This window comes from Phenylobacterium sp., from assembly GCF_035309685.1.
Classification (GTDB): Bacteria; Pseudomonadota; Alphaproteobacteria; order Caulobacterales; family Caulobacteraceae; genus Phenylobacterium.
Genome location: NZ_DATGEX010000014.1, coordinates 1 through 21,212, shown reverse-complemented (window position 1 = coordinate 21,212; position 21,212 = coordinate 1). Strand labels below are relative to the sequence as shown.

Sequence of the window (21,212 nt, the reverse complement as noted above, 5' to 3'; positions counted from 1 at the left end):
CCGCAGCCTCATCGACCCCTTCGTGATCTTCGTGGTCTTCGTGTCCGCTCTTGGCGATCTTTGTGTCCTTGGTGGTCCAAAATGGGGAAGGCGCCGCTCCGCGGCCTTTGAGAGGAGGTTCCGCAACGGCGCGTCTCGCGCTATCAGGCCGCGCATGAACATTCCGCGCTTCCATCTGGCCTTCCCGGTCCGCGATCTCGCCGAGGCCCGCGCCTTCTATGGCGAGCTGCTGGGCTGCCCGGAGGGGCGGTCCAGCGACGAGTGGGTCGACTTCGATTTCCACGGCCACCAGATCGTCGCCCACCTGGCCCCCTCCGAGATTGGCCATAAGGCGACCAACGCCGTCGACGGCCACCAGGTGCCGGTCCGCCACTTCGGCGCGATCCTTGCGCCCGCCCAGTGGGACGCGCTGGCTGAGCGCCTGCAGGCCGCCGGGACGACCTTCGTGATCGAGCCGCACACCCGCTTCAAGGGCGAGGCCGGCGAGCAGTCGACCATGTTCTTCCTCGACCCCTCCGGCAACGCGCTGGAGTTCAAGGCCTTTGCCGACGACGCCATGGTGTTTGCCAAATGAACGCTGTCCTGACCGACCCGACCGTGACCTTCGCCGACATCGAGGCCGCCGCCCACCGCATCAAGGGCGTCGCCGTCGAGACGCCGCTCGTCGAAAGCCCGGCGCTGAACGAGCGCCTGGGCGGCCGCATCCTGATGAAGCTGGAGACCCTGCAGCGGGTCGGCGCCTTCAAGTTCCGCGGCGCCTACAACCGCCTGGTCCAGCTGACCCCGGAGGAGCGCAAGGTCGGCGTGGTCGCCTTCTCCTCCGGCAACCACGCCCAGGGCGTGGCCCTGGCGGCCAAGCTGCTTGGCATGCCGGCGCTGATCGTCATGCCGGCCGATGCGCCGGCCATGAAGGTCGCCAACACCCGCGGCTATGGCGCCGAGATCAAGCTCTACGACCGGCTGACCGAAAGCCGCGAGGGCATCGCCGCCGAGATCGCGGCCAGCCGCGGCGCGGTGATCGTACCCGCCTTCGACGACCCGCATATCATCGCGGGCCAGGGCACGGCGGGCCTGGAGATGGTCGCCCAGGCCAAGGCCGTCGGCGCTCAGTTCGACCTGGTGGTCAGCCCGGCCAGCGGCGGCGGCCTGATCGCCGGCGTCTCGGAGGCCATCAAGACGCTGACGCCGAAGGCTGAGATCTGGGGGGTCGAGCCCACCGGCTTCGACGACATGGCCATGTCGCTGCGGGCCGGCAAGCGGATCGAGATCCATCCCACGACGCGCTCCATCTGCGATGCGCTGGAGAGCCATTGCCCGGGCGTGATCAACTTCCCGATGCTGCAGCGAAACCTCGCCGGCGCGGTCGATGTGACCAACGCCGAGGTCGCGGACGCCATGCGCTACGCCTTCTCCACGCTGAAGCTGGTGGTCGAGCCCGGCGGCGTCGCCGGCCTGACCGCGCTCCTCACGGGCAAGGTCGAGGCCAAGGGCAAGACCGTCGGCGTGGTGCTCAGCGGCGGCAACGTCGATCCCGAGCTGTTCGCCCAGGTCCTGCGCGGCGAGATCTAGAGCCCAAGCCTCGCAAGCCGGCCTTGCCGGGGCCTTCGTCGTCCCGCACCAATTGGGGATGACCGCAGCCCACGGCGTCTCCCCCGGCGACTACAAGGACCTCGTCCTTTTCCTGGCGACGGCGGGGATCGTGGTGCCGCTCGCCACGCGGCTGAAGATCTCGCCGATCCTGGGCTTCCTGGGCGCCGGCGTGGTGCTGGGGCCGGAGGGCCTGGGCGCGTTGGCCGGGCGGGCCCCGTGGGTCGCCGCCTTCACCGTCAGCAGGCCGGCGGAAGTGGCCCAGCTCGCCGAGTTTGGCGTGGTCTTCCTGCTCTTCACCATCGGCCTGGAGCTTTCCTGGGAGCGGCTGCGCGCCATGCGGCGTCTGGTCTTCGGCCTGGGCGCGGCGCAGGTGGCCGTCGGCGCGGCCCTGCTGGCGGCGGGCGGGATCGCCGTCCTGCATCTGACCCCGCTGGTGGCCTCGATCCTGGGCCTGGCCCTGGCGCTCTCCTCGACCGCGGTCGCCGTGCCGGCGCTCGCCGAGAAGAAGCGCCTGCAATCCTCGGCCGGCCGCGCGGTCTTCTCCGTCCTGCTGTTCCAGGACATCGCCGTCGCGCCGCTGCTGGTGGGGCTCAGCGTGATCGGCAGCGGCGCCAACGGCCTGGGTCCGGACGTCCTGTGGGCGCTGGCCCCGCGGGTGGGCGGGCTGCTGGTCCTGGCCGCGGCCGGGCGGCTGTTGCTGCGGCCGATGATGCGCTCGGTGGCCAAGGCCCGCAGCCAGGAGCTGTTCGTGGCCGCGAGCCTGCTGGTGGTGATCGGCGCGGGCCTGGTGGCGGCGGCTGCCGGCCTTTCCATGGGCCTGGGCGCCTTCATCGCCGGCCTGCTGCTGGCCGAAACCGAGTACCGGCACGAGGTCGACGTCACCGTCGAGCCGTTCAAGGGGCTGCTGCTCGGTCTCTTCTTCCTGTCGATGGGCATCGGCCTGGACCTGTCGCTGCTGTTCCGCGAGCCCCTGCTGGTGCTGGGCATCGCGGCGGCCCTCTTGATCCTCAAGACGGGCTCGGTCGCGATCCTGGCGCGGCTCTTCCGCCTCAAGCCGCGCGGCGCCCTGGAGGCCGGCCTGGCGCTGGCGGCCGGCGGCGAGTTCGCCTTCATCGTGGTCAACCAGGCGATCGGCGCGCACCTGCTGCCCGAGGGCGCCGGGCAGGCCTCGCTGACCGCCGTGACGCTGACCATGTTCGCCATTCCGGCGCTGACGGCGCTGGGCGCGCGCGTCGGCCAGAGCCCGAGCGCCGCCGCGGCCCCCGAGCATCCGCAGCCCTCGCTGCCGCGCGGCTCCGACACCCGGGTGCTGATCGTCGGCTTCGGCCGGGTCGGGCGGCTGGTGGGCGAGATGCTGACCCATCACGCGGTCGCCTGGACCGCCATCGAGCGCGACACCCGCCTGGTCGACGCCGCGCGCCGCGAGGACATGACCATCTATTTCGGCGACGCCTCGCGACCGGAACTCCTGCGGCGCTGCGGCCTCGACACCGCGCCCGCCCTGGTGGTGACCATGGACAGCCCCGACGGCGCGGAGGCGGTGGTGGCCCAAGCCCGCGAGCTGCGCCCCGACCTGATGATCGTCGCCCGCGCCCGCGACGCCCGCCACGCGGGCCGGCTCTATGCGCTGGGCGTCACCGACGCGGTGCCGGAGACCATCGAGGCCAGCCTGCAGCTGTCCGAGAGCCTGCTCGTCGACCTGGGCGTGCCCATGGGCCTCGTCATCGCCTCGATCCATGAGAAGCGCGACGAATACCGCAAGGCGCTCAATCAGCCGCTGGCGCTCGGCGCGCGGGTTCGCCGCGCCCGCGACGGCCGCGGACCGCCGAACTAGAGGCGGTCGACCGGCGCCGGCTCCAGCGGCGGATGGCGCGGCGTGATCAGCTTGGCCAGCTTGGGCCGCAGCCAATGCTCGAAGTCGTCGACGAACTCGTAGACCACCGGCACCAGCACCAGCGACAGCACGGTCGAGGTCATGAGGCCGCCGATCACGGCGACCGCCATGGGCTGGCGGAACTCCGCGCCCTTCTCCAGCGCCAGCGCCGTCGGCAGCATGCCGGCCATCATGGCGAAGGTGGTCATGACGATCGGCCGGGCGCGTTCGCGGCAGGCTTCCAGCAGGGCCTCGCGCTGGGTCATGCCCTCTCGCTCGCGCTCAATGGCGTATTCGACCAGCAGGATCGAGTTCTTGGCGGCCAGGCCCAGCAGCATCAGGAAGCCGATCAGCGACGGAATCGACAGCGACAGGTTGAAGATCAAGAGGCCCAGGAACGCCCCGCCCACCGCCAACGGCAGGGCCGAGAGGATCACGCCGGGCTTGAAGAAGCTGCGGAACAGCAGCACCAGCACCCCGAAGATCATCGACACGCCGGCGAAGATCGCCAGGCCGAACGAACCCATCAGCTCCTTGAACGCCTGCTGCTGGCCGATGTCGGCCGGGCCGACGCCGGGCGGCAGGTGTTTCATGATCGGCAGCTTGTTGGTCGCGCCGGCCGCCTGGCCCAACTGCGCGCCGTTCAGCTCGGCGACGATGGTGATCTGCCGCTTGCGGTTCAGCCGGTTGATGGTGGTCGGGCCGGCCTGGAAGTCGATGTCGGCGACAGCGCCCAAGGTGGTCACCCCGCCATTGCCGGTCGGCACGCGGATCGCCTTCAGCTGGGCGATATTGGCGCGGGCGTCGGCCGGCAGGCGCACCCGGATCGGGATCCGCCGTTCGCCCTCGTCGAGCTTGGCCACATTGGCGTCGATGTCGCCCACGGTCGCCACGCGGGCGATGGTGGCGATGGTCTCCGCCGAGACCCCCAGCCGCGCCGCCTCGTCGAGGCGTGGGCGGATGATGACCTCAGGCCCGATCGGGGGGCTGGAGGGGTGCACGTCGGCCAGGATCGGCAGGGTGCGCATCTCGCGCTCCAGCTCGAGCGCGGCCGCGTTCAGCGCGACGGGATCGTCGCTGGCCAGGATCTGCTGGTAGCCATCGGTGCCCTGGAAGTCGAGGAAGCCGACCCGGGCGTCGGGGATGTTGTGCAGGTCGTTGCGCAGGCGCTTCTTGAACTCGTCGTCCGAGGCCTTGCGATTGGGGTCGAGATTGACCGTGATGGTGCCGTCCTGCAGGGACGAACCGCCGCCGCCGCCAAAGCCGCCTGGACCGCCGGTCGCCGCGGTGGAGCCGACCTGGGCGAAGATGCCGGTGACTTCCGGCTGCTTCTTCATCAGCGCGGTGACCCGGTCGACGACGTCGGACATGGCCTCGGCCGTGGCGCCGGGCGGCCCCTGGATCCGCACATAGACATAGTCGGGGTTGCCCGCCGGCTGGAAGCCGGTCGGCAGCAGCGGCACGAGCGCGATGGAGGCGAAGAACACCACGCCGCCGAAGATCGAGGCGACGATCCGGTGGTCCAGCGCCCATTCCAGGACGTTGCGGTAGAGGCCCTTGAAGGGCTTGCGCGGATGCGGGTTGCTGCTCGGCTTCAGGAGATAAGCGGCCATCAGCGGCGTGACCAGGCGCGCCACCAGCAGCGAGAACAGCACCGCCACCGAGACGGTCAGGCCGAACTCCCGGAAGAACTGCCCGGCCTGGCCTTTCATGAAGCTGACCGGGGTGAACACCACGACGATGGCCATGGTGGTGGCCACCACCGCCAGGCCGATGGCGTCGGCGCCTTCCATGGCCGCCTGATAGGGGCGGATGCCGGTCGCCACCCGCTTTTCGATGTTCTCGATCTCGACGATGGCGTCGTCGACCAGGATGCCGATGACCAGCGTCAGCGCCAGCAGGGTCACCAGGTTCAGCGAGAAGCCGAACAGGTGCATCACGAAGAAGGTCGGGATCAGCGAGATCGGCATCGCGAACGCGGTGATCATCGTCGAGCGCCAGTCGCGCAGGAATACGAACACCACGAGCGCGGCCAGCATCATGCCCTCCAAGAGCACGTGCTGGGTGGCGTGGAAGCTCGCCCGGGTCTCGTCCACCGAGGAGAAGATCTTGGTGAACTTCACGCCCGGATGGGTCTTCTCCAGCTGGGCCAGGCCCTTTAGCACCGCGTCGTCCACGTCGACGTCGCTGGAGTCCTTGGTCTTCTGAACCTGGAAACCGACCACGGGCCGGCCGTTCAGCCGCGCGAAGCCGCGCACTTCGGAGGCGCCGTCGCCCACGTCGGCGACGTCGGTCAGCTTCACGAACTGGCCGCCGCCGGTGGGGATGTTCATGTCGCGCAGGGCCGCCAGGGTCTTCACCGAACCCAGCACGCGCAGGGTCTGCTCACGACCGCCCACCGCGACCCGGCCGCCGGCGGCGTCGAGGTCGAAGCTGCGGAGCGCGCTGGAGACTTCCGACGCGCTCAGCTTGCGGGCCGCCAGCTTCGCCGGATCGACGACGATGTTGATCTCGCGGTTGACCCCGCCGACCCGGTTGATCTGGGCGACGCCCGGCTGGGCCTGCAGCGCGCGCGCCACGGTGTCGTCAACGAACCAGGAGAGATCGGCGTCCGACATGCCGGCCGACGCCACCGCATAGGTCAGGATCGGGGACGAGGAGATCTCCACCCGCTGCACGGTCGGCGGATCGATCTCGCGCGGCAGGATGGCGCGGGTCTGGTCGACCCGCTGGCGGACATCGTCCACCTTCTTCTGCAGGTCCTCGCCGATCTCGAACTCCAGCGCGGTGGTCGAGGCGCCGAGGCTCACACTGGAGGTGATGTTCCGCACGCCTTCGAGGCCGGAGAGCGCGTCCTCCACGGGCCGGGTGATCTGGGTTTCGATCTGGCCGGGCGCGGCGCCGCTCTGGGTGACGGTGACCGTCACCACCGGGAATTCGACGTTGGGGAACTGCTTAATCGGCAGGCCGCCATAGGCGATGATGCCGGCCAGCACGAGGGCGATGAACAGCACCACCACCGGCACGGGATTGCGGATCGCCCAGGCCGAGATCGGGAACCCGCCGCCGCGATGTTCGGTGGAACTCATTTGCGTGAGCTTTGCGGCTTGGCGGCGGGCGCGGGCGAAGCCGCCGCGCCGGTCGGGACCGGAACGTCCTGCGGCCGGATCATGTCGCCGTCGAGCAGGAAGGCGGCCGCGTTCAGCACGATACGGCTTCCGGCGGGCGGCCCCTTGATCAGCTGCACCAGGCCGCCGCCGCGCTGACCGGTCTGCACCGGCGCCTTCTTCACGCGGTTGTCGGACCCCACGACCATGACGCTGGCGCCATCGGCGTCGTAGCGGATGGCGGTTTCCGGAGCGGCCAACACCCGGCTCGAGGCCTCGCCGAACACCGCCTGGCCAAAGCCGCCGGCGCGGATGTCGGCGCGGACCGGCAGGTGCACGCGCACGGCGCCGAGCTTGCTCTGCGCGTCGATCTGCGGGCTCACCAGACGCACCACGCCCGGCACGACGTCGCCGCCCGGCAGGGTCACCTGGGCGTGCTGGCCGGGACGGATGGAGGCCAGGTCGTCCTCGGAGACCTGGGCGGAGAGCTCGACCTGGCTGTCGCGGGCGATGCGGAACCAGGGGGTGGCGCCGCCGGCGGTCGACATGTCGCCGGGCCGCACGGTGCGCTCCAGGATCAGGCCGGCGACCGGGGCGGTCACCGACAGCTTGCTGATCCGGGTCCGGATGTCCTTCAACGCCGCGGCCTGGGCGTTGGCGGTGGCCTGGGCGGCGCGCGCCTGGAAGCGGCGCTGGTCGATGGCCTCCTGGCTAAGCACGCCGGCGTTGTCGAGATCCTTGACCCGGTTGGCCTGGTCGGCGGCCTGCTGCGCCTGCACCTGCGCCTGGGCGGCGACCGCCTCGGCCTGGGCGAGCTGGGCCTGCACCAGGGCCGGGTCCAGGTCCACCAGGGTCTGGCCCTTCTTCACATAGTCCCCGACGTCGACCAGCACGCGCGAGACCCGGTAGCCGCTGACTTCCGGATAGACCGCGGCCTCCTCGCGCGACACCAGGTCGCCCGAGGCGGTAAGCGCGCCGGCGATCAGCTGCGGCTGCAGGACGACGACGCGCATGGCGCGCGCGTTCTGCGCCTCGGTGACCTTGACGACCGGCTTGTGGCACGCGGAGAGCGCCAGGGCCGCCAGCAGCGGCAGGAAAGGAAGAAGTCGTTTCATGCGGGTCTCAACGGGCCTGCTTGTCGGTGGGGAAATGCTCGGCGGGCCAGCCGCCGCCGAGCGCCTTGTAGACCTGGATCGTGCGCCGGGCGGCCTGCACCTTGGCGGCGGTCAGCTGCGAGCGGGTCGCGCGCCACGACTGTTCGGCGCTGAGCGCGGTCTGCAGGTCGGTGAGCCCGCGGTCGTAGCCAAGCTTGGCGGCGTTGTAGCCGCGCGCGGCGCGGGCCTCGCCGTCGGTCAGCAACACCACTCGCCGGCGGTCGGCGTCGAGGTTGACGAGCGCGCCCTCGCTGTCAGCGAACGCCGTCTGCACGGCCTTTTCGTAGGCGATCACCGCCTGCTCGCTGCGCGCGTCCTGCGCCTTCAGTTCGGAGAGCAGGCGGGGAATCGAGAACAGCGGCTGGGTGAAGGCCCCGCCGTTGATCACCGACTGCGCGGTGACCGAGAAGCCCGGCTGCGACGACTTCTGCCAGGTGAGCCCCGGCGTCCAGTCGAGCGTCGGCAGGAAGGAGAGCACGTCCAGCTGCGAACGCCCGGTGGCCGCGGCGACCCGGGCGCTGGCCTCGCGGACGTCGGGGCGGCGTTTCAAAAGCTCGCTCGGCAGCATGTCGGGGACCGGCGGCAGATCGCCGACGCTGGCCTCGACAGCGATGTTGGCGGTCGGCTCGACGATGCGGCCGGCCAGGATCAGGAGCGTGCGGCGCTCGACCTGCAGCTGGGCGGCCAGGCCCTCGGCCTGGGCCTTGGCCTGCGCCAGGTCGCCGGCGACCCGGTCGGCGTCGGAGGTGGGCGCAATGCCCACTTGGGCGCGCTTGGTGGCGCTGTCGTAGAGCTCCTGCTCGATGCGCTGGCTCTCTTGCGCGTCGGCAAGCTGGATGGCGAGACCACGGGCCTGGAAATAGGCGTCGGCGACGTTGGCGGCGAGGCTCGCGCGCGCGCCCTCATAGTCGAAGCGGGCTGCCGCGAGGTCGCCGTTCGCCGCCTTCGAGGTCGCGAAGAACCGGCCGAACAGGTCCACCTCCCAGCTGGCGTTCAGGTTCACGCCCGAAGCGTCCGAGACGCCGCTGGAGGAGAAGCCCGGGATGTTGAAAACCGTGCCGGCCAGCTGATGGGTGTCGGTGCGGCGCTGGCTGCCCTGCACGTCGCCCTGCGGCAGGTAGTGGGTCAGGGATTCGACACGGTTGGCGCGCGCCTCGGCGAGGCGGGCCGCGGCCGTCTTGGCGTCCGGGTTGCGGGCCAGCGCCTGATCGACCAGGCCGGTGAGCTCGGGGTCCCTGAACGCCCGCCACCAGCGGTCGAGGTCGATCGCGCCGGCCGGCGCGCGGTCGGCGGCCCCGGTCGCGCCCTCAAAGGCGGCGGGCAGCCCCGTCTCCGGCGCGCGCACATGGGCGCAGGCGCCCAAGGTCACGAGGCAGGCCAGCAGGACAGCGGAAACGGCGGGACGCATGGGTGCTTTTGGGGAGGCTTTTCGAACTTGGGAGCCGGCGCAGGGGGACAGTTCGCCCCTAGTCGCCGCCGGGATGATCATTGGATGCAAAGGCGACGGACGCACGTCTAGCGACATGAACACACAAGCCCAGTGATGAAGACGCTCCACCCCCACTCCCAAAGGAAATGGGCGTCGCACACACGGCGGACCTCTTTGCCGGGCCCCCTCGCGAGCCCTCCTCTGAGCTAAACTCCGTATGTTGTAAAGTGTTATTTGCCGTGTAGTTTAGCCACATGGCGGCGGAGTTCTCAGGCGGCGGCGATCCGGGGCGAAGCATCGCCTTGCTGTGGGGCCTGGCCGGAACCGGACGGCGGGGGCCCAAGCCGCGCCACTCCGTGGAGGACGTGGTGCAGGCGGCCATCGTGCTCGCCGACGCCGAGGGCTTGGCGGCGCTATCCATGCGCGGCGTCGCCGAGTCGCTCGGGCTCTCGCCCATGTCGCTCTACACCTATGTGCCGTCCAAGGCCGAGCTGGTGGACCTGATGCTCGACCGGGTGGCCGGCGAGCAGCAGACGCCCGACTTGCCCGTCGAGGGCTGGCGCGCCAAGCTGGAGCAGATCGCGCGGCAGGGCTGGACACGGGCGCAGCGCCACCCCTGGGTCCTGCAGGTCGGCACCCACCGCCCGCCGCTCGGCCCCAATATCCTCAGCCGCGTCGAGGCGACGCTGCGCGCCATCGACGGCCTGGGCCTCTCCGAAACGGAGATGGACCAGCTGACCTCGCTGGTCAGCGACTATGTGCGAGGCGCCGTGCGTTCCGCGCTGGACGCGCGCGAGATCGAGCAGGCCACCGGCATGACCGACGAGCAGTGGTGGGCGATGAACACGCCGCTGCTGGAGGGCCTGGTCGACCCGGCGCGCTATCCCACCACGGTGAAGATCGGCGAGGCCTACAAGTCCGGCCGCATGGCCCCGCCGGACCACGAACGCAACTTCGAGTTCGGCCTGCAACGGGTCCTCGACGGCGTCGAAGCCTTCATCGCGTTGCGCCCTTCCGCGGGGCAAACCCCGGCCTAGCCGTTTCGCCGCGAGGTCATTAGGGTCGCGGCCAACCCGTTCTCCCTGTTCGAGTGATCGATGAAACCGTTTCTCCTGGGCGCGTCCGCGCTCTGCGTCCTGTCCGCACCCGCCTTCGCCGCCGACTTCAAGTTCGACCCCAAGCTGCTCTCCGAGCACATCAGGGTGCTGTCCTCCGACGCCTTCGAGGGCCGCGGGCCCGCGACGCCCGGCGAGACCAAGACCGTCGCCTACATCGAAAAGGAATTCAAAGCCGTCGGCCTGCAGCCCGGCGGCGACAAGACCAAGTCCGGCCGCGCCTGGACCCAGAACGTGCCGCTGGCGGAGTTCAACATCGAGGGGCCCGTGGCCTTCAGCGTCACCGCCGGCGGCAAGACGCAGAGCTGGAAACAGGGCGAGGAGATCGCCATCCGCGCGCCGCAGACCGGCGTCAACCACATCGACCTGAAGAACGTGCCGGTGGTCTTCGTGGGCTATGGCGTGAAGGCGCCGGAGCGCAATTGGGACGACTTCAAGGGCGTCGACCTGCACGGCAAGATCGCACTCGTCCTGGTCAACGACCCCGACTACGAGACCGCGCCTGAATGCAAGACGCCGTGCGATTTCGGCGGCAAGGCCATGACCTACTACGGCCGCTGGACCTACAAGTACGAGGAGGCCGCGCGCCAGGGCGCGGTGGGCTTCATCGTGATCCACGAAACCGGCCCGGCCAGCTACGGCTGGAACACGGTCAAGAACTCCAACACCAACGCGGTCTTCGACATCATCCGCAAGGACCCGTCCAAGGTCCACGCGCCCATCGAGGCCTGGATCCAGCGCGACCAGACCGTCGCCCTCTTCAAGTCCGCGGGCCTGGATTTCGAGGCGCTGAAGAAGCAGGCCCAGACCCGCGCGTTCAAGCCGGTGACCCTGTCCGGCGTGACCTTCTCCACGGCCTTCAAGGTCGAGGCCAAGCACGTGATCTCGCACAATGTCGTGGGCGTGCTGCCAGGGACCAAACACCCCAATGAGCGGATCATCTACACCGCCCACTGGGACCACCTGGGCGTCGGCCTGCCGGACGCCCGGGGCGACCGGATCTACAACGGCGCCGTCGACAACGCGTCCGGGGTCTCCGGCCTGATCGAGCTTGGCCGCGCTTTCGCCCACAGCCCGCGCACCGAGCGCACCGTGCAGTTCATGGCGGTGACCGCCGAGGAAAAAGGCCTGCTGGGCAGCGAATACTACGCCACCAACCCGCTCTATCCGCTGGCCGCCACGGTCGCCAACCTCAACACCGACGGCGCGGCGGTGAACGGCCCGGCCAAGGACATCTCGACCTCCGGCGACGCCGGCCTCACCCTGCAGGACGACTTGATCAAGGTCGGCAAGGAACACGGCCGCTACTTCACGCCGGACGCGCGGCCGGAAGCCGGCGGCTTCTTCCGCTCCGACCACTTCTCCTTCGCCAAGCAGGGGGTGCCGGCGCTCAGTTTCCACTCCGGCCAGGACCTGGTGAAGGGCGGCGTCGCGGCCGGCAAGGCGGCCGCCGAGGCCTACACCCGCGACCGCTACCATCAGCCCGCCGACGAGTTCGACCCGAACTGGGACCTGTCGGGCATGGCCCAGGACCTGTCGATCCTCTGGGACCTGGGGACCAGGCTGGCCAATTCCCGCGAGTGGCCGGAATGGAAACCGGGCTCCGAGTTCAAGGCGGCGCGGGACAAGACCCAGAGCCTGAGGAAATAGCCATGGCGGCAGGAACCATTCGCGCCGGCATCGGCGGCTGGACCTTCGAGCCCTGGCGCGGCGTCTTCTATCCGGAAGGGCTGCGCCAGGCCGACGAGCTCGCCTATGCGGCCAGCAAGCTCACCGCCATCGAGATCAACGGCACCTACTATTCCAGCTTCAAGCCGGACAGCTGGGCCAAGTGGCGAGCGTCGACCCCGGAGGGGTTCAAGTTCGCGGTGAAGGCGTCCAGGTTTTCGACGAACCGCAAGGTGCTGGCCGACGGCGGCGAGAGCGTGCAGCGGTTCCTGAACCAGGGCCTGTCAGAGCTCGGCGATCGCCTGGGGCCGATTCTCTGGCAGTTCGCCAACACCAAGAAGTTCGACGCCACCGACTTCGAGGGCTTCCTGAAGCTGTTGCCAGACAAGCAGGACGGCCTGCCGCTGACCCACGTTCTGGAGGTCCGCCACCCGAGCTTCATCGACCCGGCCTTCATCGCGCTCGCCCGCAAATATGCCGCGACCGTCTGCCTGGCCGACCACAACACCTACCCGATGATCCCCGACGTCACCGGCGAGGTGGTCTACGCCCGCCTGCAGACCGGCAGCGACGACGAGCCCACCGCCTACAGGCCCGCCGACCTCGACGCCTGGGTCGACCGCCTGAAGGCCTACGCCCAGGGCTCCGCGCCCGCCGACCTGCCCATGGCCGACGCGGCCAGCCCAGCGCCGGTGAAGCCCCGCGACGTCTATGCCTTCGTGATTCACGAGGGCAAGGTCCGCGCGCCCGCCGCCGCCATGGCGATCATCGAGAAGGTCACGGCGGCTTGACCGCCCCGGCGTCAGGGCGCTTGGCTGGCTGAAAAGAAGCCTTTCAAGCCCCTTCCGGAGGACGCCCGATGACCGACCTGACCCCAGACGACCTGATGTTCCGTCCCGGCCTGATGAAGGGCCAGCGGATCCTGATCACCGGCGGCGGCACGGGTCTGGGCAAGGTGATGGCCGAGGCCTGCCTGATCCTGGGCGCCGAGGTCTATATCTGCGGCCGCCGCGGCGGCGTGGTCGAGGCCACGGCCAAGGAGCTGACCGACGCGCACGGCGGCAAATGCACGGGCCTCGCCTGCGACATCCGGGTGCCGGAAGCCATCGCCGAAATGATCGAGACGGTCTGGGCCGACGGCCCGCTGACCGGCCTCGTCAACAACGCCGCCGGCAACTTCATCAGCCGCACCGAGGACCTGTCGGCGCGCGGCTTCGACGCCATCTCCAACATCGTCTTCCGCGGCTCCTTCTTCGTGACGCTCGAGTGCGGCAAGCGCTGGCTGGCGGAAGGCAAGCACGCCTCGGTGGTCTCGATCCTGACCACCTGGGTGTGGAACGGCGGGCCGTTCACCGTGCCCTCGGCCATGTCCAAGGCCGGCCTGAACGTCATGACCCAGTCGCTCGCCGTCGAGTGGGGCAACCGCGGCATCCGCTTCAACGCCATCGCGCCCGGCCCCTTCCCGACCGAAGGCGCCTGGGCGCGCCTGAACCCCGGCGCCGGCACGGACTCGGCGCCCGCCGACCCGACCATCCCGCTGAACCGCAACGGCGAGATGCGGGAGCTCGCGAACCTGGCGGTCTACCTGCTCGATCCGGGCTCGGGCTATGTGAACGGCCAGACCATCGCCATCGACGGCGGCTCGCACCTGAAGAGCGGCGGTGGGTTCGGGCGCCTGGCGGAGTGGGGCGACGCCGAATGGGAGGCGGCCCGCAACTCGATCCGCTCGGCCAACGAGAAGGACCGGGCGCAACGGACGGTGTGACCTGGCCCGGCGTTTGCTTTCCCCACGTTTGCTTTCCCCACGTTTGCTTTCCTCAGGGACAGCCCTAGAGTGACACCCGTCACTTTTGAGTCTCCGTCCCGAAAGTAAGCATGTCCCAAGTCGCCTATCTCAATCCCGGCAAACGCGAGCAGACCAAGGTCGCCAACCGCCAGGCGATCCTCGACGCGGCGCGGGAAGTGTTCGGCGAGCTGGGCTACGAGACCGCGACCGTGCGCGACATCATCCGGCGCACCGGCCTCGCGGCCGGCACCTTCTACAACTACTACCGCTCCAAGGAGGAGGTGTTCGCCGCCCTGGCCGACGACGGCGCGCGGCGCTTTGCCCCCATACTCAAGAGCCTGCGCGGCAAGGGCTATTCCTTCGAGGAGTTCGTCCACAAGGCGATCAGTTCCTACTTCGGCTTCATCGCCGACGAGCACGCCAACTGGGCTGCGCGCCGCCCGGCCGGCGAGCCGCACCTGCACATCCAGGGCGAGACGCCGGAGATGGCCGCGGTCTTCGCCGAGATCCGCGACGCCATGGCCGAGGACATCGCCGAACGCCGCGGCCCCTTCGCCGACCCCGACTACATGGCCGCCGCCTGCATCGCCATCGCCCGCGAGGTCGGCGACAAGATGCTGGAGCGCCGCCCGGTCGACACCGCCGGCGCCACCGAGTTCGCCGTCAGCATGATCCTGGGCGGCCTCAAGGGACTGCCCAAGGCGCCCGCCTGATGCCAAGTCCGGGGACCCAGCGCACCATCGTCCGCACGCTGCTCAGCCTGCCCATCCCCATGCTGCGGCTGATGGCCGGCGGCGGGGTGGTCTACCAGGGCGGCCGAACCCTCGACCCGCGCCTGCAGTACCTGGCCGCCCAGGCCCGCGGAACGCCGGCCATGACCGGCTTTTCGCCGCAGGAGGCCAGGGTCGGCAGCGCCATGTCCCTGGCGGTGATGACCGGCGACATCGAGCCCGGCGTGCGTGTCGAGAGCCTCGACATCCCCGGCCCAGCCGGAACCATTCCGGCCCGGCTCTACCGGCCGGAGGCGCAGGATTCCAAGGCCCCCGTGATGGTCTTCGGCCACTTCGGCGGCGGCGTGATCGGCGACCTGGAGACCTGCCACGTCTTCTGCTCGATCCTCGCCAAGACCGCGCGCGGCCCGGTGCTCTCCGTGGACTATCGCCTGGCCCCGGAACACCGCTTCCCGGCGGGCCTGGAGGACATGCTGGCCGCCTACCGCTGGGGCCGCGACAACGCCGAGCGCTTCGGCGCGCCGGCGGCCCAGGCCGCGGTCGGCGGCGACTCCATGGGCGGCAACTTCGCCGCGGTGGTCTGCCAGGAGCTGAAGAAGGCCGGCGAGCCGCAGCCGACCCTGCAGCTCCTGATCTATCCCTGGGTCGACGTGGCCTGCGAGAGCGCGTCGATGACCACCTATGGCGACGCCTTCCCCCTGACCCGCGCCACGCTGGACTGGTTCGCCGGCCACTACATGGGCCCCGGCGACAGCCCCGCAGACACCCGCCTGTCGCCGCTGCGCGCCACCGACGTCTCGGGCCTGGCCCCCGCGATCGTCGTCACCGCCGGCTTCGACCCCCTGCTCGACCAGGGCGAGGCCTATGCCCGGCGGCTGAAGGAGGCGGGCGTGCCGGTGATCTACCGCTGCTACGACAGCCTGGCCCACGCGTTCACCGCCTTCACCGGCGCCGTGCCCTGCGCCGACGTCGCCTGCCGCGAGGTCGCCGGGCTCGTGCGCGAAGGTTTCGAAGGCCGCATCGCCTGATGCGCGCTCTGGTGGTCGAGCGTCTGGCGCCCGACTACGCCGGCTGTGTGGTGAAGGATATCCCGACGCCTAAGCCCGGTCCGGGCGAGGTTCTGGTCCGGGTGCGCGCCGCGGCGGTCAACTTCCCCGACCTGATGCAGACCCGCGGCGAGCACCAGCACAAGCCGCCGGTCCCCTTCGTCCCGGGCATGGAGCTGGCCGGCGAGATCGAGGCCGTGGGCGAAGGCGTCACCGACTTCCGGCCAGGCGACGCGGTCTGCGGCGGCGGGCGTGGCGGCATGGCGGAGTTCGCCGTCCTCCCGGCCGCCGGTCTGCGCCGCAAGCCGGAGCGCCTAAGCTTCAGCCAAGCCGCCGGCTATGCGGTGGCCTACCTCACCGCCTACGTCGCCTTCGAGCGCTGCGCGCGGCTGCAGGCCGGCGAATGGGTGCTGGTGCACGGCGCGGCGGGCGGCGTGGGCCTGGCCGCCGTGGACCTCGCCCAGCTGATGGGCGCGAAGGTGATCGCCGCCTCGGCCTCCGACCACAAGCTGGAGGTCATCGCCCGCGAATACGCCCCCGACGCCACGGTGAACGTCACCCAGGGCTTCCGCGAGCGGGTCAAGGACCTCACCGGCGGCAAGGGCGCCGACGTGATCTACGACCCCGTGGGCGGCGACGTCTTCGACGAGAGCCTGCGCTGCATCGCCTTTGGCGGCCGCATCCTCTCCATCGGCTTCACCTCGGGGCGCCTGCCGGTGCTGCCGGTCAACATCGCGCTGATCAAGGGCTTCAGCGTCATCGGCGTCCGCGCCGGCGAATACGGCCGCCAGTTCCCCGCCAAGGGCCGCGAAAACCACGAGGCCATCTGGAAACTCGCCGACGAGGGCAAGGTCCGCCCCCGCGTCGACGCCGAATATCCGCTGAGCGGTTGGCGCGAAGCCTTCGACTCGCTCGCCGACCGCAAGGTGATCGGCAAGACGGTCGTGCGGCCGGATTTATAGCCGTCTTACTCGGGCGTTCTTCCACAAAGGCGAGAAGGACGACGATCGGCGGACCCCAGCTTAGATTTCATGGCGGCGAGCATGCCTTGGGGCCTGGGCAACTCAAGGACGCGCCAATGCGCGCCGCCGCGCGGGCGGCCAAGGGCCGCTCCTTGACTTGCCCAGGCCCCAAGGCTCCCATCATCCGTGAAATCTAAGGACGGGAGGCATGTTGAAAGATGCTCCCCTCACACTCATCGCTGTCATCCCGGAAAGCCGCGAAGCGGGTTGTCCGGGACCCATAGACACGACGCTCTCCGGCGAACCACTATCTCTCGGCGCTTATGGGTCCCAGTCTCCGCGTGCCGCGAAACCGGGATGACATGGGGTTGTGGTTGACACCGCCCCTCGCTTCCCCTATCCACCGCCGCTCGATTTTCGACCCCGGAGCTAACCCGTGAAGCGGACTTTCCAACCGTCGCGTCTCGTTCGCGCCCGCCGCCACGGCTTCCGCCTGCGCATGTCCACGAAGAATGGGCAGAAGGTGCTGGCCCGCCGCCGCGCCAAGGGCCGCAAGCGCCTCAGCGCCTAAGCCACGCGCTTAAGCTATGGTGTCGGCGTGTCCGACGCCGCCCCAGAAGCAAAACTGAAAATCGAACGCCTCAAGAAGCGCCCGGATTTCCTGGCCTGCGCTCAAAGCCCCTATTGCGCGCGCGGCGCCGTGCTGATCCAGGCCCGGCTGCGGGACGCCGAGCCCGTGGTCCGCGCCGGCTTCACCGCCACCAAGCGCATCGGCGGAGCCGTCGAGCGCAACCGCGCCAAGCGCCGCCTGCGCGAGGCCGCCCGCCTCTTGCTTCCTGAGTTGGCGTCCCCAGGTTTCGACTATGTGTTCGTGGCCCGCGGCGGCGTGACGACCCGCCCTTGGCCGCGTTTGCTTGACGATGTGAAAAGCGCGCTGATAAGGCTCGCCGCCGACCGCGACCGCCCTGCGACGTAAGGGCTTTTACCTCCACCGGACCGCGCCCTTCCATGCAAGACGATTCCAACCGCAACACGATCATCTTCCTCGTGTGCGCGATCGCGTTGTTCATCGTCTATCAGGTGTTCGTGCTCGATCCGGCGCAGAAGAAGCGCGCCGCCGAGCTGAAGGCGCATCCCCCGGCCGCCGCCGCGCTCGCCGCCGCCCCAGGCGCGCCGGGCCTCAACGCCCCGCCCGCGGTGACCCGCGCCGCGGCGCTGGCCGCCAGCCCGCGCGTGCCGGTGGCGACGCCGGCGCTGAAGGGGTCGATCTCGCTGCGCGGCGCGCGCCTGGACGACCTCTTCCTCACCCAGTACGCCCAGACCACCGCCAAGGGCTCCCCGCCCGTGGAGATGCTGCGCCCCGAGGGGACGCCCTATCCCTGGTTCGTGGACTTCGGCTGGGTCGGCCAGAACGTCCAGGGCCTGCCGGGCGCCACCACCGTCTGGACGCTGGCCCAGGGCGCGACGCTCGCGCCCGGCGCGCCGGTCGTGCTCACCTACGCCAACGGCCAGGGCCTGACCTTCACGCGCAGGATCGAGGTCGACGCCCACTACATGTTCACGCTGACCGACACGGTGGCGAACACCGGCGCCGCACCGGTGACCATCGCGCCCTACGGCTCGGTGCAGCGCCAGGGCCTGCCGCCCGACGCCATCAAATCCGCGGTCGTCCACGCAGGCGCCATCGGCTACCTCGACGGCAAGGAGCGGGCCTTCACCTACAAGGACCTGACCAAGAACAACGGCCAGGCGCAGGAATTCAATTCCTCCGCCGCCTGGACCGGCATCACCGACATATATTGGCTGGCCGCCCTGATCCCCAGCTCCCACGAGCAGGTCCACGCCGTCTACCGCGACGCCAAGGCCGGCGGTGTCGACGTCTACGAAGCCAATTACACGGGCGCCGCGCGCACGGTCGCGCCGGGGACCCAGGTCACCGCCACCCAGCACCTCTTCGCCGGCGCCAAGACGGTGCCGCTGCTGAAGGACTACGAGGACAGGCTGGGCATCGCCCACTTCGACAACGCCATCGACTGGGGCCGTTTCTTCTTCCCGATCACGCGGCCGATGTTCTGGTTCCTTGACCAGATCTATCAACGGGTCGGCACCTTCGGCGTCGCCATCCTGACGCTCACCGTCATCGTGCGCCTGCTGTTTTTCCCGATCGCCAACAAGCAGTACGAGTCGATGACCAAGATGAAGAAGGTCCAGCCGATGATGGAGGACCTTCGCAAGCGCTATAAGGACGACCCTGCGAAACAGCAGCAGGAGATCATGGCGCTCTATCAGCGGGAGAAGGTCAATCCGCTGGCCGGCTGCCTGCCGATTCTGCTGCAGCTGCCGGTATTCTATTCGCTCTATAAGGTGCTCAACATCTCCATCGAGATGCGCCACGCGCCGTTCCTGAACTACGCCGACCTCTCCGCCCGCGACCCGACCACCATCTGGAACCTGTTCGGCCTGATCCCGTGGAATCCGGCCCATCTGCCGTTGCTCGGCGGGATCCTCGACACCACCCTGCACCTGGGCATCCTGCCGCTCTGCTACGGCTTCACCATGTGGCTCTCGACCTCCATGAGCCCGCAGACCGGCATCGACCCGGCGCAGCAGCGGATGTTCCAGCTGATGCCGCTGATCTTCATGTTCATCATGGCGCCCTTCGCCGTGGGCCTGCTGATCTACTGGACCTGGTCCAACGTGCTCACCACCATCCAGCAGTACGTGATGATGCGCCGCTTCAAGGTGGACAACCCCATCGACCGGATCATCGGCCGGCTGACCGGCAAGACCACCGCCGCTTAGATGAGCGAGAACTTCACCTCAGACGAGCTGGAGGCCGCCCGCGTCCTCTTCGCCCACGAGGTGACCTTCATGATGGGGGCGGTGCAGATCGCCGGCCTGCCGCCCGCCGACCTGCCCGAGGTGGCCTTCGCCGGCCGCTCCAACGTCGGCAAGTCCACGCTGATCAACGCCGTGGCCGGACGCCTGCATCTGGCGCGCGCGTCGAATTCGCCGGGCCGCACCCGCGAGGTGAACTTCTTCATCGCCGACGAGAAGCTGCGCCTGGTCGACCTGCCGGGCTACGGCTTCGCCCGCGCCTCGCGGGGCGACGTGAAGAAGTTCCAGAACCTGGGCCGCGACTATCTGCGCGGCCGCCCGAACCTGAAGCGCGCCTATCTCTTGATCGACAGCCGCCATGGCCTCAAGGACGTGGACAAGGAGGCGCTGGACGCCTTCGACCTGGCCGCGGTCTCCTACCAGATCGTGCTCACCAAGGCCGACAAGCTGAAGGCCGCCGAGGTGGCCGCGGTGGTGGAGCGCACGCTGAAGGCCATCGCCAAACGCCCCGCCGCCTTCCCCCGCGTGCTCGCCACCTCGGCCGAGAAGGGAACCGGCATCCCCGAGCTGCGCGCCGAGATCGTCGCGGCCTGCGCGATCTAGGGCGTCGAACCCGTCGTCCGCCGGACGTCTAAGCTGATAAGCTAGCGCATCGGGAGGACCTCATGGCCCAGAAGATATTCGTCGCGATCCTGGCGGCGGCGGCCCTGGCCGCAGCGTCCGCCGCCGCAGCCGCCCAGCCCTTCTTCCTGTTGATCTACAGCCCTGGCCCCGCCTGGAAGCCGGGCGTGCCGGTGGCCCAGCAGGCCCTGGCGCCGCACGGCAAATACATGCAGAGCCTTGCCGCCGACGGGAGGCTGGTGGCTGGCGGCCCGTTGCTCGACGCCGACGGCGGCATGGCCATCCTGCATGCCGCCGACCTCGCCGCGGCCCGCGCCATCCTGGCCGGCGACCCCGCGGTCCAGGCTGGCGTCATGAAGGCCGAGGTCCATGCCTGGGCCCCGGCCTTCGGCTCCAACGACCCGCTCTTGCCGCCGAAGCCCTAGCCAAGGCCCACTAGCCCTACGCCGCGTCATCGCGCTAGGAAGCGCGCATGCTCACCACCGACACCCGCACCGTCTACGACGCTGACCTGAACATGTTCCGCGACCAGGTGCGGAAGTTCTTCGACAAGGCGCTGATCCCCAACCTCGACCGCTGGGAGGAGGACGGCGTCGTCGACCGCGGCTTCTGGCTGGCGGCCGGCGAGGCGGGCATCCTCTGCCCACAGGTCCCGGAGGCATACGGCGGCCTGGGCGCCGACTACCGCTACAACGCCGTGATCGGCGAGGAGCTGAACTACGCCGGCTCCTCGGCCGGCATCACGCTCCAGTCCGACATCGTCGTCGACTACATCATCAACTACGGCTCGGAAGAGCAGAAGCAGCGCTGGCTGCCCGGCATGGTCTCCGGCGAGGTGATTACCGCCATCGCCATGACCGAGCCCGGCGCCGGCTCCGACCTGCAGGCGGCGCGCACCAGCGCCAAACGGCAAGGCAATTCCTATGTGCTCAACGGCCAGAAGACCTTCATCACCAACGGCCAACTCGCCGATCTCGTCATCGTCGTCGCGCGCACTGGCGAGCCCGGCGCCAAGGGCGTTTCGCTCTTCGTCGTGGAGACGGCGGGCGCCGTAGGCTATCGCCGCGGCCGCAACCTCGACAAGATCGGTCAGAAGTCCGCCGACACAGCCGAGCTGTTCTTCGCCGACGTCCACGTGCCGGTCACCAACCTGATCGGCGAGGAGAACCGCGGCTTCTACCACCTGATGCGCAACCTGCCGTCCGAACGGCTGGGGATCGCGATCCACGCGGTGGCGCAGTCCCGCCGCGCCCTCGACCTGACCCGGCAGTACGCTGCGGAGCGCAAGGCGT

19 protein-coding genes are annotated in these 21,212 nt (G+C 69.6%); 16 read left to right on the top strand and 3 right to left on the bottom strand.

From position 1 onward, the window contains the following. Window positions 1–154: 154 nt before the first annotated feature. Genes VKQ35_RS03365 through VKQ35_RS03355 form a run of 3 tightly spaced genes read left to right on the top strand, consistent with a single transcriptional unit; the run spans window position 155 to window position 3,424 of the window. Window positions 155–574 (top strand): VOC family protein, encoded by a 420-nt coding sequence (locus VKQ35_RS03365; protein WP_324358640.1) that lies wholly within the window; start codon window positions 155–157, stop codon window positions 572–574. Then, complete coding sequence (locus tag VKQ35_RS03360) at window positions 571–1,569, top strand: threonine/serine dehydratase (RefSeq protein WP_324358639.1); 999 nt, start codon at window positions 571–573, stop codon at window positions 1,567–1,569. The genes VKQ35_RS03365 and VKQ35_RS03360 overlap by 4 nt, the downstream gene beginning before the upstream one ends. Before the next feature lie 58 nt (window positions 1,570–1,627). Next, the gene (locus VKQ35_RS03355; RefSeq protein ID WP_324358638.1) at window positions 1,628–3,424 is read left to right on the top strand and encodes a cation:proton antiporter; all 1,797 of its coding nucleotides are present in this window, start codon (window positions 1,628–1,630) and stop codon (window positions 3,422–3,424) included. On the opposite strand, the gene VKQ35_RS03350 is transcribed toward VKQ35_RS03355, so the two are convergent. The 3 genes from VKQ35_RS03350 to VKQ35_RS03340 are packed head-to-tail and all read right to left on the bottom strand — an operon-like array spanning window position 3,421 to window position 9,132. Further along, the gene (locus VKQ35_RS03350; RefSeq protein ID WP_324358637.1) at window positions 3,421–6,552 is read right to left on the bottom strand and encodes an efflux RND transporter permease subunit; all 3,132 of its coding nucleotides are present in this window, start codon (window positions 6,550–6,552) and stop codon (window positions 3,421–3,423) included. The genes VKQ35_RS03355 and VKQ35_RS03350 overlap by 4 nt on opposite strands. Continuing rightward, the gene (locus tag VKQ35_RS03345; protein ID WP_324358636.1) at window positions 6,549–7,685 is read right to left on the bottom strand and encodes an efflux RND transporter periplasmic adaptor subunit; all 1,137 of its coding nucleotides are present in this window, start codon (window positions 7,683–7,685) and stop codon (window positions 6,549–6,551) included. The genes VKQ35_RS03350 and VKQ35_RS03345 overlap by 4 nt, the downstream gene beginning before the upstream one ends. Window positions 7,686–7,692: 7 nt before the next feature. Further along, window positions 7,693–9,132, bottom strand: a complete 1,440-nt coding sequence (locus tag VKQ35_RS03340; RefSeq protein WP_324358635.1) for a TolC family protein — start codon at window positions 9,130–9,132, stop codon at window positions 7,693–7,695. A 275-nt stretch (window positions 9,133–9,407) separates the two neighbouring features. Here VKQ35_RS03340 and VKQ35_RS03335 point away from each other — a divergent pair, with 275 nt between their 5' ends. From VKQ35_RS03335 to VKQ35_RS03275, 13 genes are all read left to right on the top strand, one after another. Continuing rightward, window positions 9,408–10,190: a TetR/AcrR family transcriptional regulator gene (locus VKQ35_RS03335; protein WP_324358634.1), complete on the top strand. Its 783-nt coding sequence runs from the start codon at window positions 9,408–9,410 to the stop codon at window positions 10,188–10,190. A 60-nt stretch (window positions 10,191–10,250) separates the two neighbouring features. Beyond that, a complete protein-coding gene (locus tag VKQ35_RS03330; RefSeq protein ID WP_324358633.1) occupies window positions 10,251–11,918 on the top strand; it encodes a M28 family metallopeptidase in 1,668 nt (555 codons plus the stop codon). A gap of 2 nt (window positions 11,919–11,920) precedes the next feature. After that, window positions 11,921–12,727 carry a DUF72 domain-containing protein gene (locus VKQ35_RS03325; RefSeq protein WP_324358632.1) on the top strand — a complete coding sequence of 269 codons (807 nt, stop codon included), beginning with the start codon at window positions 11,921–11,923 and terminating at the stop codon, window positions 12,725–12,727. Window positions 12,728–12,795: 68 nt separating this feature from the next. Continuing rightward, complete coding sequence (locus tag VKQ35_RS03320; RefSeq protein WP_324358631.1) at window positions 12,796–13,701, top strand: SDR family oxidoreductase; 906 nt, start codon at window positions 12,796–12,798, stop codon at window positions 13,699–13,701. A gap of 110 nt (window positions 13,702–13,811) precedes the next feature. Beyond that, a complete protein-coding gene (locus VKQ35_RS03315) occupies window positions 13,812–14,435 on the top strand; it encodes a TetR/AcrR family transcriptional regulator (protein ID WP_324358630.1) in 624 nt (207 codons plus the stop codon). Then, entirely contained in the window at window positions 14,435–15,481 is a 1,047-nt protein-coding gene (locus VKQ35_RS03310; RefSeq protein ID WP_324358629.1) for an alpha/beta hydrolase, read from the top strand. The genes VKQ35_RS03315 and VKQ35_RS03310 overlap by 1 nt, the downstream gene beginning before the upstream one ends. Further along, window positions 15,481–16,461, top strand: a complete 981-nt coding sequence (locus VKQ35_RS03305; RefSeq protein WP_324358628.1) for an NADPH:quinone oxidoreductase family protein — start codon at window positions 15,481–15,483, stop codon at window positions 16,459–16,461. Before VKQ35_RS03310 ends, VKQ35_RS03305 begins: the two co-directional genes overlap by 1 nt. A 436-nt stretch (window positions 16,462–16,897) precedes the next feature. Beyond that, on the top strand, window positions 16,898–17,032 hold the full coding sequence (gene rpmH / locus VKQ35_RS03300) for a 50S ribosomal protein L34 (RefSeq protein ID WP_111457208.1): 135 nt from the start codon (window positions 16,898–16,900) through the stop codon (window positions 17,030–17,032). A 54-nt stretch (window positions 17,033–17,086) separates the two neighbouring features. Continuing rightward, the gene (rnpA, locus tag VKQ35_RS03295) at window positions 17,087–17,437 is read left to right on the top strand and encodes a ribonuclease P protein component (protein ID WP_324358736.1); all 351 of its coding nucleotides are present in this window, start codon (window positions 17,087–17,089) and stop codon (window positions 17,435–17,437) included. Window positions 17,438–17,469: 32 nt separating this feature from the next. Continuing rightward, complete coding sequence (gene yidC / locus VKQ35_RS03290) at window positions 17,470–19,263, top strand: membrane protein insertase YidC (protein WP_324358627.1); 1,794 nt, start codon at window positions 17,470–17,472, stop codon at window positions 19,261–19,263. Continuing rightward, window positions 19,264–19,902 carry a ribosome biogenesis GTP-binding protein YihA/YsxC gene (gene yihA / locus VKQ35_RS03285; RefSeq protein WP_324358626.1) on the top strand — a complete coding sequence of 213 codons (639 nt, stop codon included), beginning with the start codon at window positions 19,264–19,266 and terminating at the stop codon, window positions 19,900–19,902. A gap of 62 nt (window positions 19,903–19,964) precedes the next feature. After that, window positions 19,965–20,345 carry a YciI family protein gene (locus VKQ35_RS03280; protein ID WP_324358625.1) on the top strand — a complete coding sequence of 127 codons (381 nt, stop codon included), beginning with the start codon at window positions 19,965–19,967 and terminating at the stop codon, window positions 20,343–20,345. A gap of 47 nt (window positions 20,346–20,392) precedes the next feature. Beyond that, window positions 20,393–21,212 (top strand): acyl-CoA dehydrogenase family protein (locus tag VKQ35_RS03275; RefSeq protein ID WP_324358624.1); only part of this gene is annotated, 820 nt, incomplete at its 3' end.

Coding starts and splice junctions, on each gene's coding strand:
- VKQ35_RS03365 (WP_324358640.1), top strand. CDS start 155: ATGAACATTCCGCGCTTCCATCTGGCCTTCCCGGTCCGCGATCTCGCC.
- VKQ35_RS03360 (WP_324358639.1), top strand. CDS start 571: ATGAACGCTGTCCTGACCGACCCGACCGTGACCTTCGCCGACATCGAG.
- VKQ35_RS03355 (WP_324358638.1), top strand. CDS start 1,628: ATGACCGCAGCCCACGGCGTCTCCCCCGGCGACTACAAGGACCTCGTC.
- VKQ35_RS03350 (WP_324358637.1), bottom strand. CDS start 6,552: ATGAGTTCCACCGAACATCGCGGCGGCGGGTTCCCGATCTCGGCCTGG.
- VKQ35_RS03345 (WP_324358636.1), bottom strand. CDS start 7,685: ATGAAACGACTTCTTCCTTTCCTGCCGCTGCTGGCGGCCCTGGCGCTC.
- VKQ35_RS03340 (WP_324358635.1), bottom strand. CDS start 9,132: ATGCGTCCCGCCGTTTCCGCTGTCCTGCTGGCCTGCCTCGTGACCTTG.
- VKQ35_RS03335 (WP_324358634.1), top strand. CDS start 9,408: ATGGCGGCGGAGTTCTCAGGCGGCGGCGATCCGGGGCGAAGCATCGCC.
- VKQ35_RS03330 (WP_324358633.1), top strand. CDS start 10,251: ATGAAACCGTTTCTCCTGGGCGCGTCCGCGCTCTGCGTCCTGTCCGCA.
- VKQ35_RS03325 (WP_324358632.1), top strand. CDS start 11,921: ATGGCGGCAGGAACCATTCGCGCCGGCATCGGCGGCTGGACCTTCGAG.
- VKQ35_RS03320 (WP_324358631.1), top strand. CDS start 12,796: ATGACCGACCTGACCCCAGACGACCTGATGTTCCGTCCCGGCCTGATG.
- VKQ35_RS03315 (WP_324358630.1), top strand. CDS start 13,812: ATGTCCCAAGTCGCCTATCTCAATCCCGGCAAACGCGAGCAGACCAAG.
- VKQ35_RS03310 (WP_324358629.1), top strand. CDS start 14,435: ATGCCAAGTCCGGGGACCCAGCGCACCATCGTCCGCACGCTGCTCAGC.
- VKQ35_RS03305 (WP_324358628.1), top strand. CDS start 15,481: ATGCGCGCTCTGGTGGTCGAGCGTCTGGCGCCCGACTACGCCGGCTGT.
- yidC (WP_324358627.1), top strand. CDS start 17,470: ATGCAAGACGATTCCAACCGCAACACGATCATCTTCCTCGTGTGCGCG.
- yihA (WP_324358626.1), top strand. CDS start 19,264: ATGAGCGAGAACTTCACCTCAGACGAGCTGGAGGCCGCCCGCGTCCTC.
- VKQ35_RS03280 (WP_324358625.1), top strand. CDS start 19,965: ATGGCCCAGAAGATATTCGTCGCGATCCTGGCGGCGGCGGCCCTGGCC.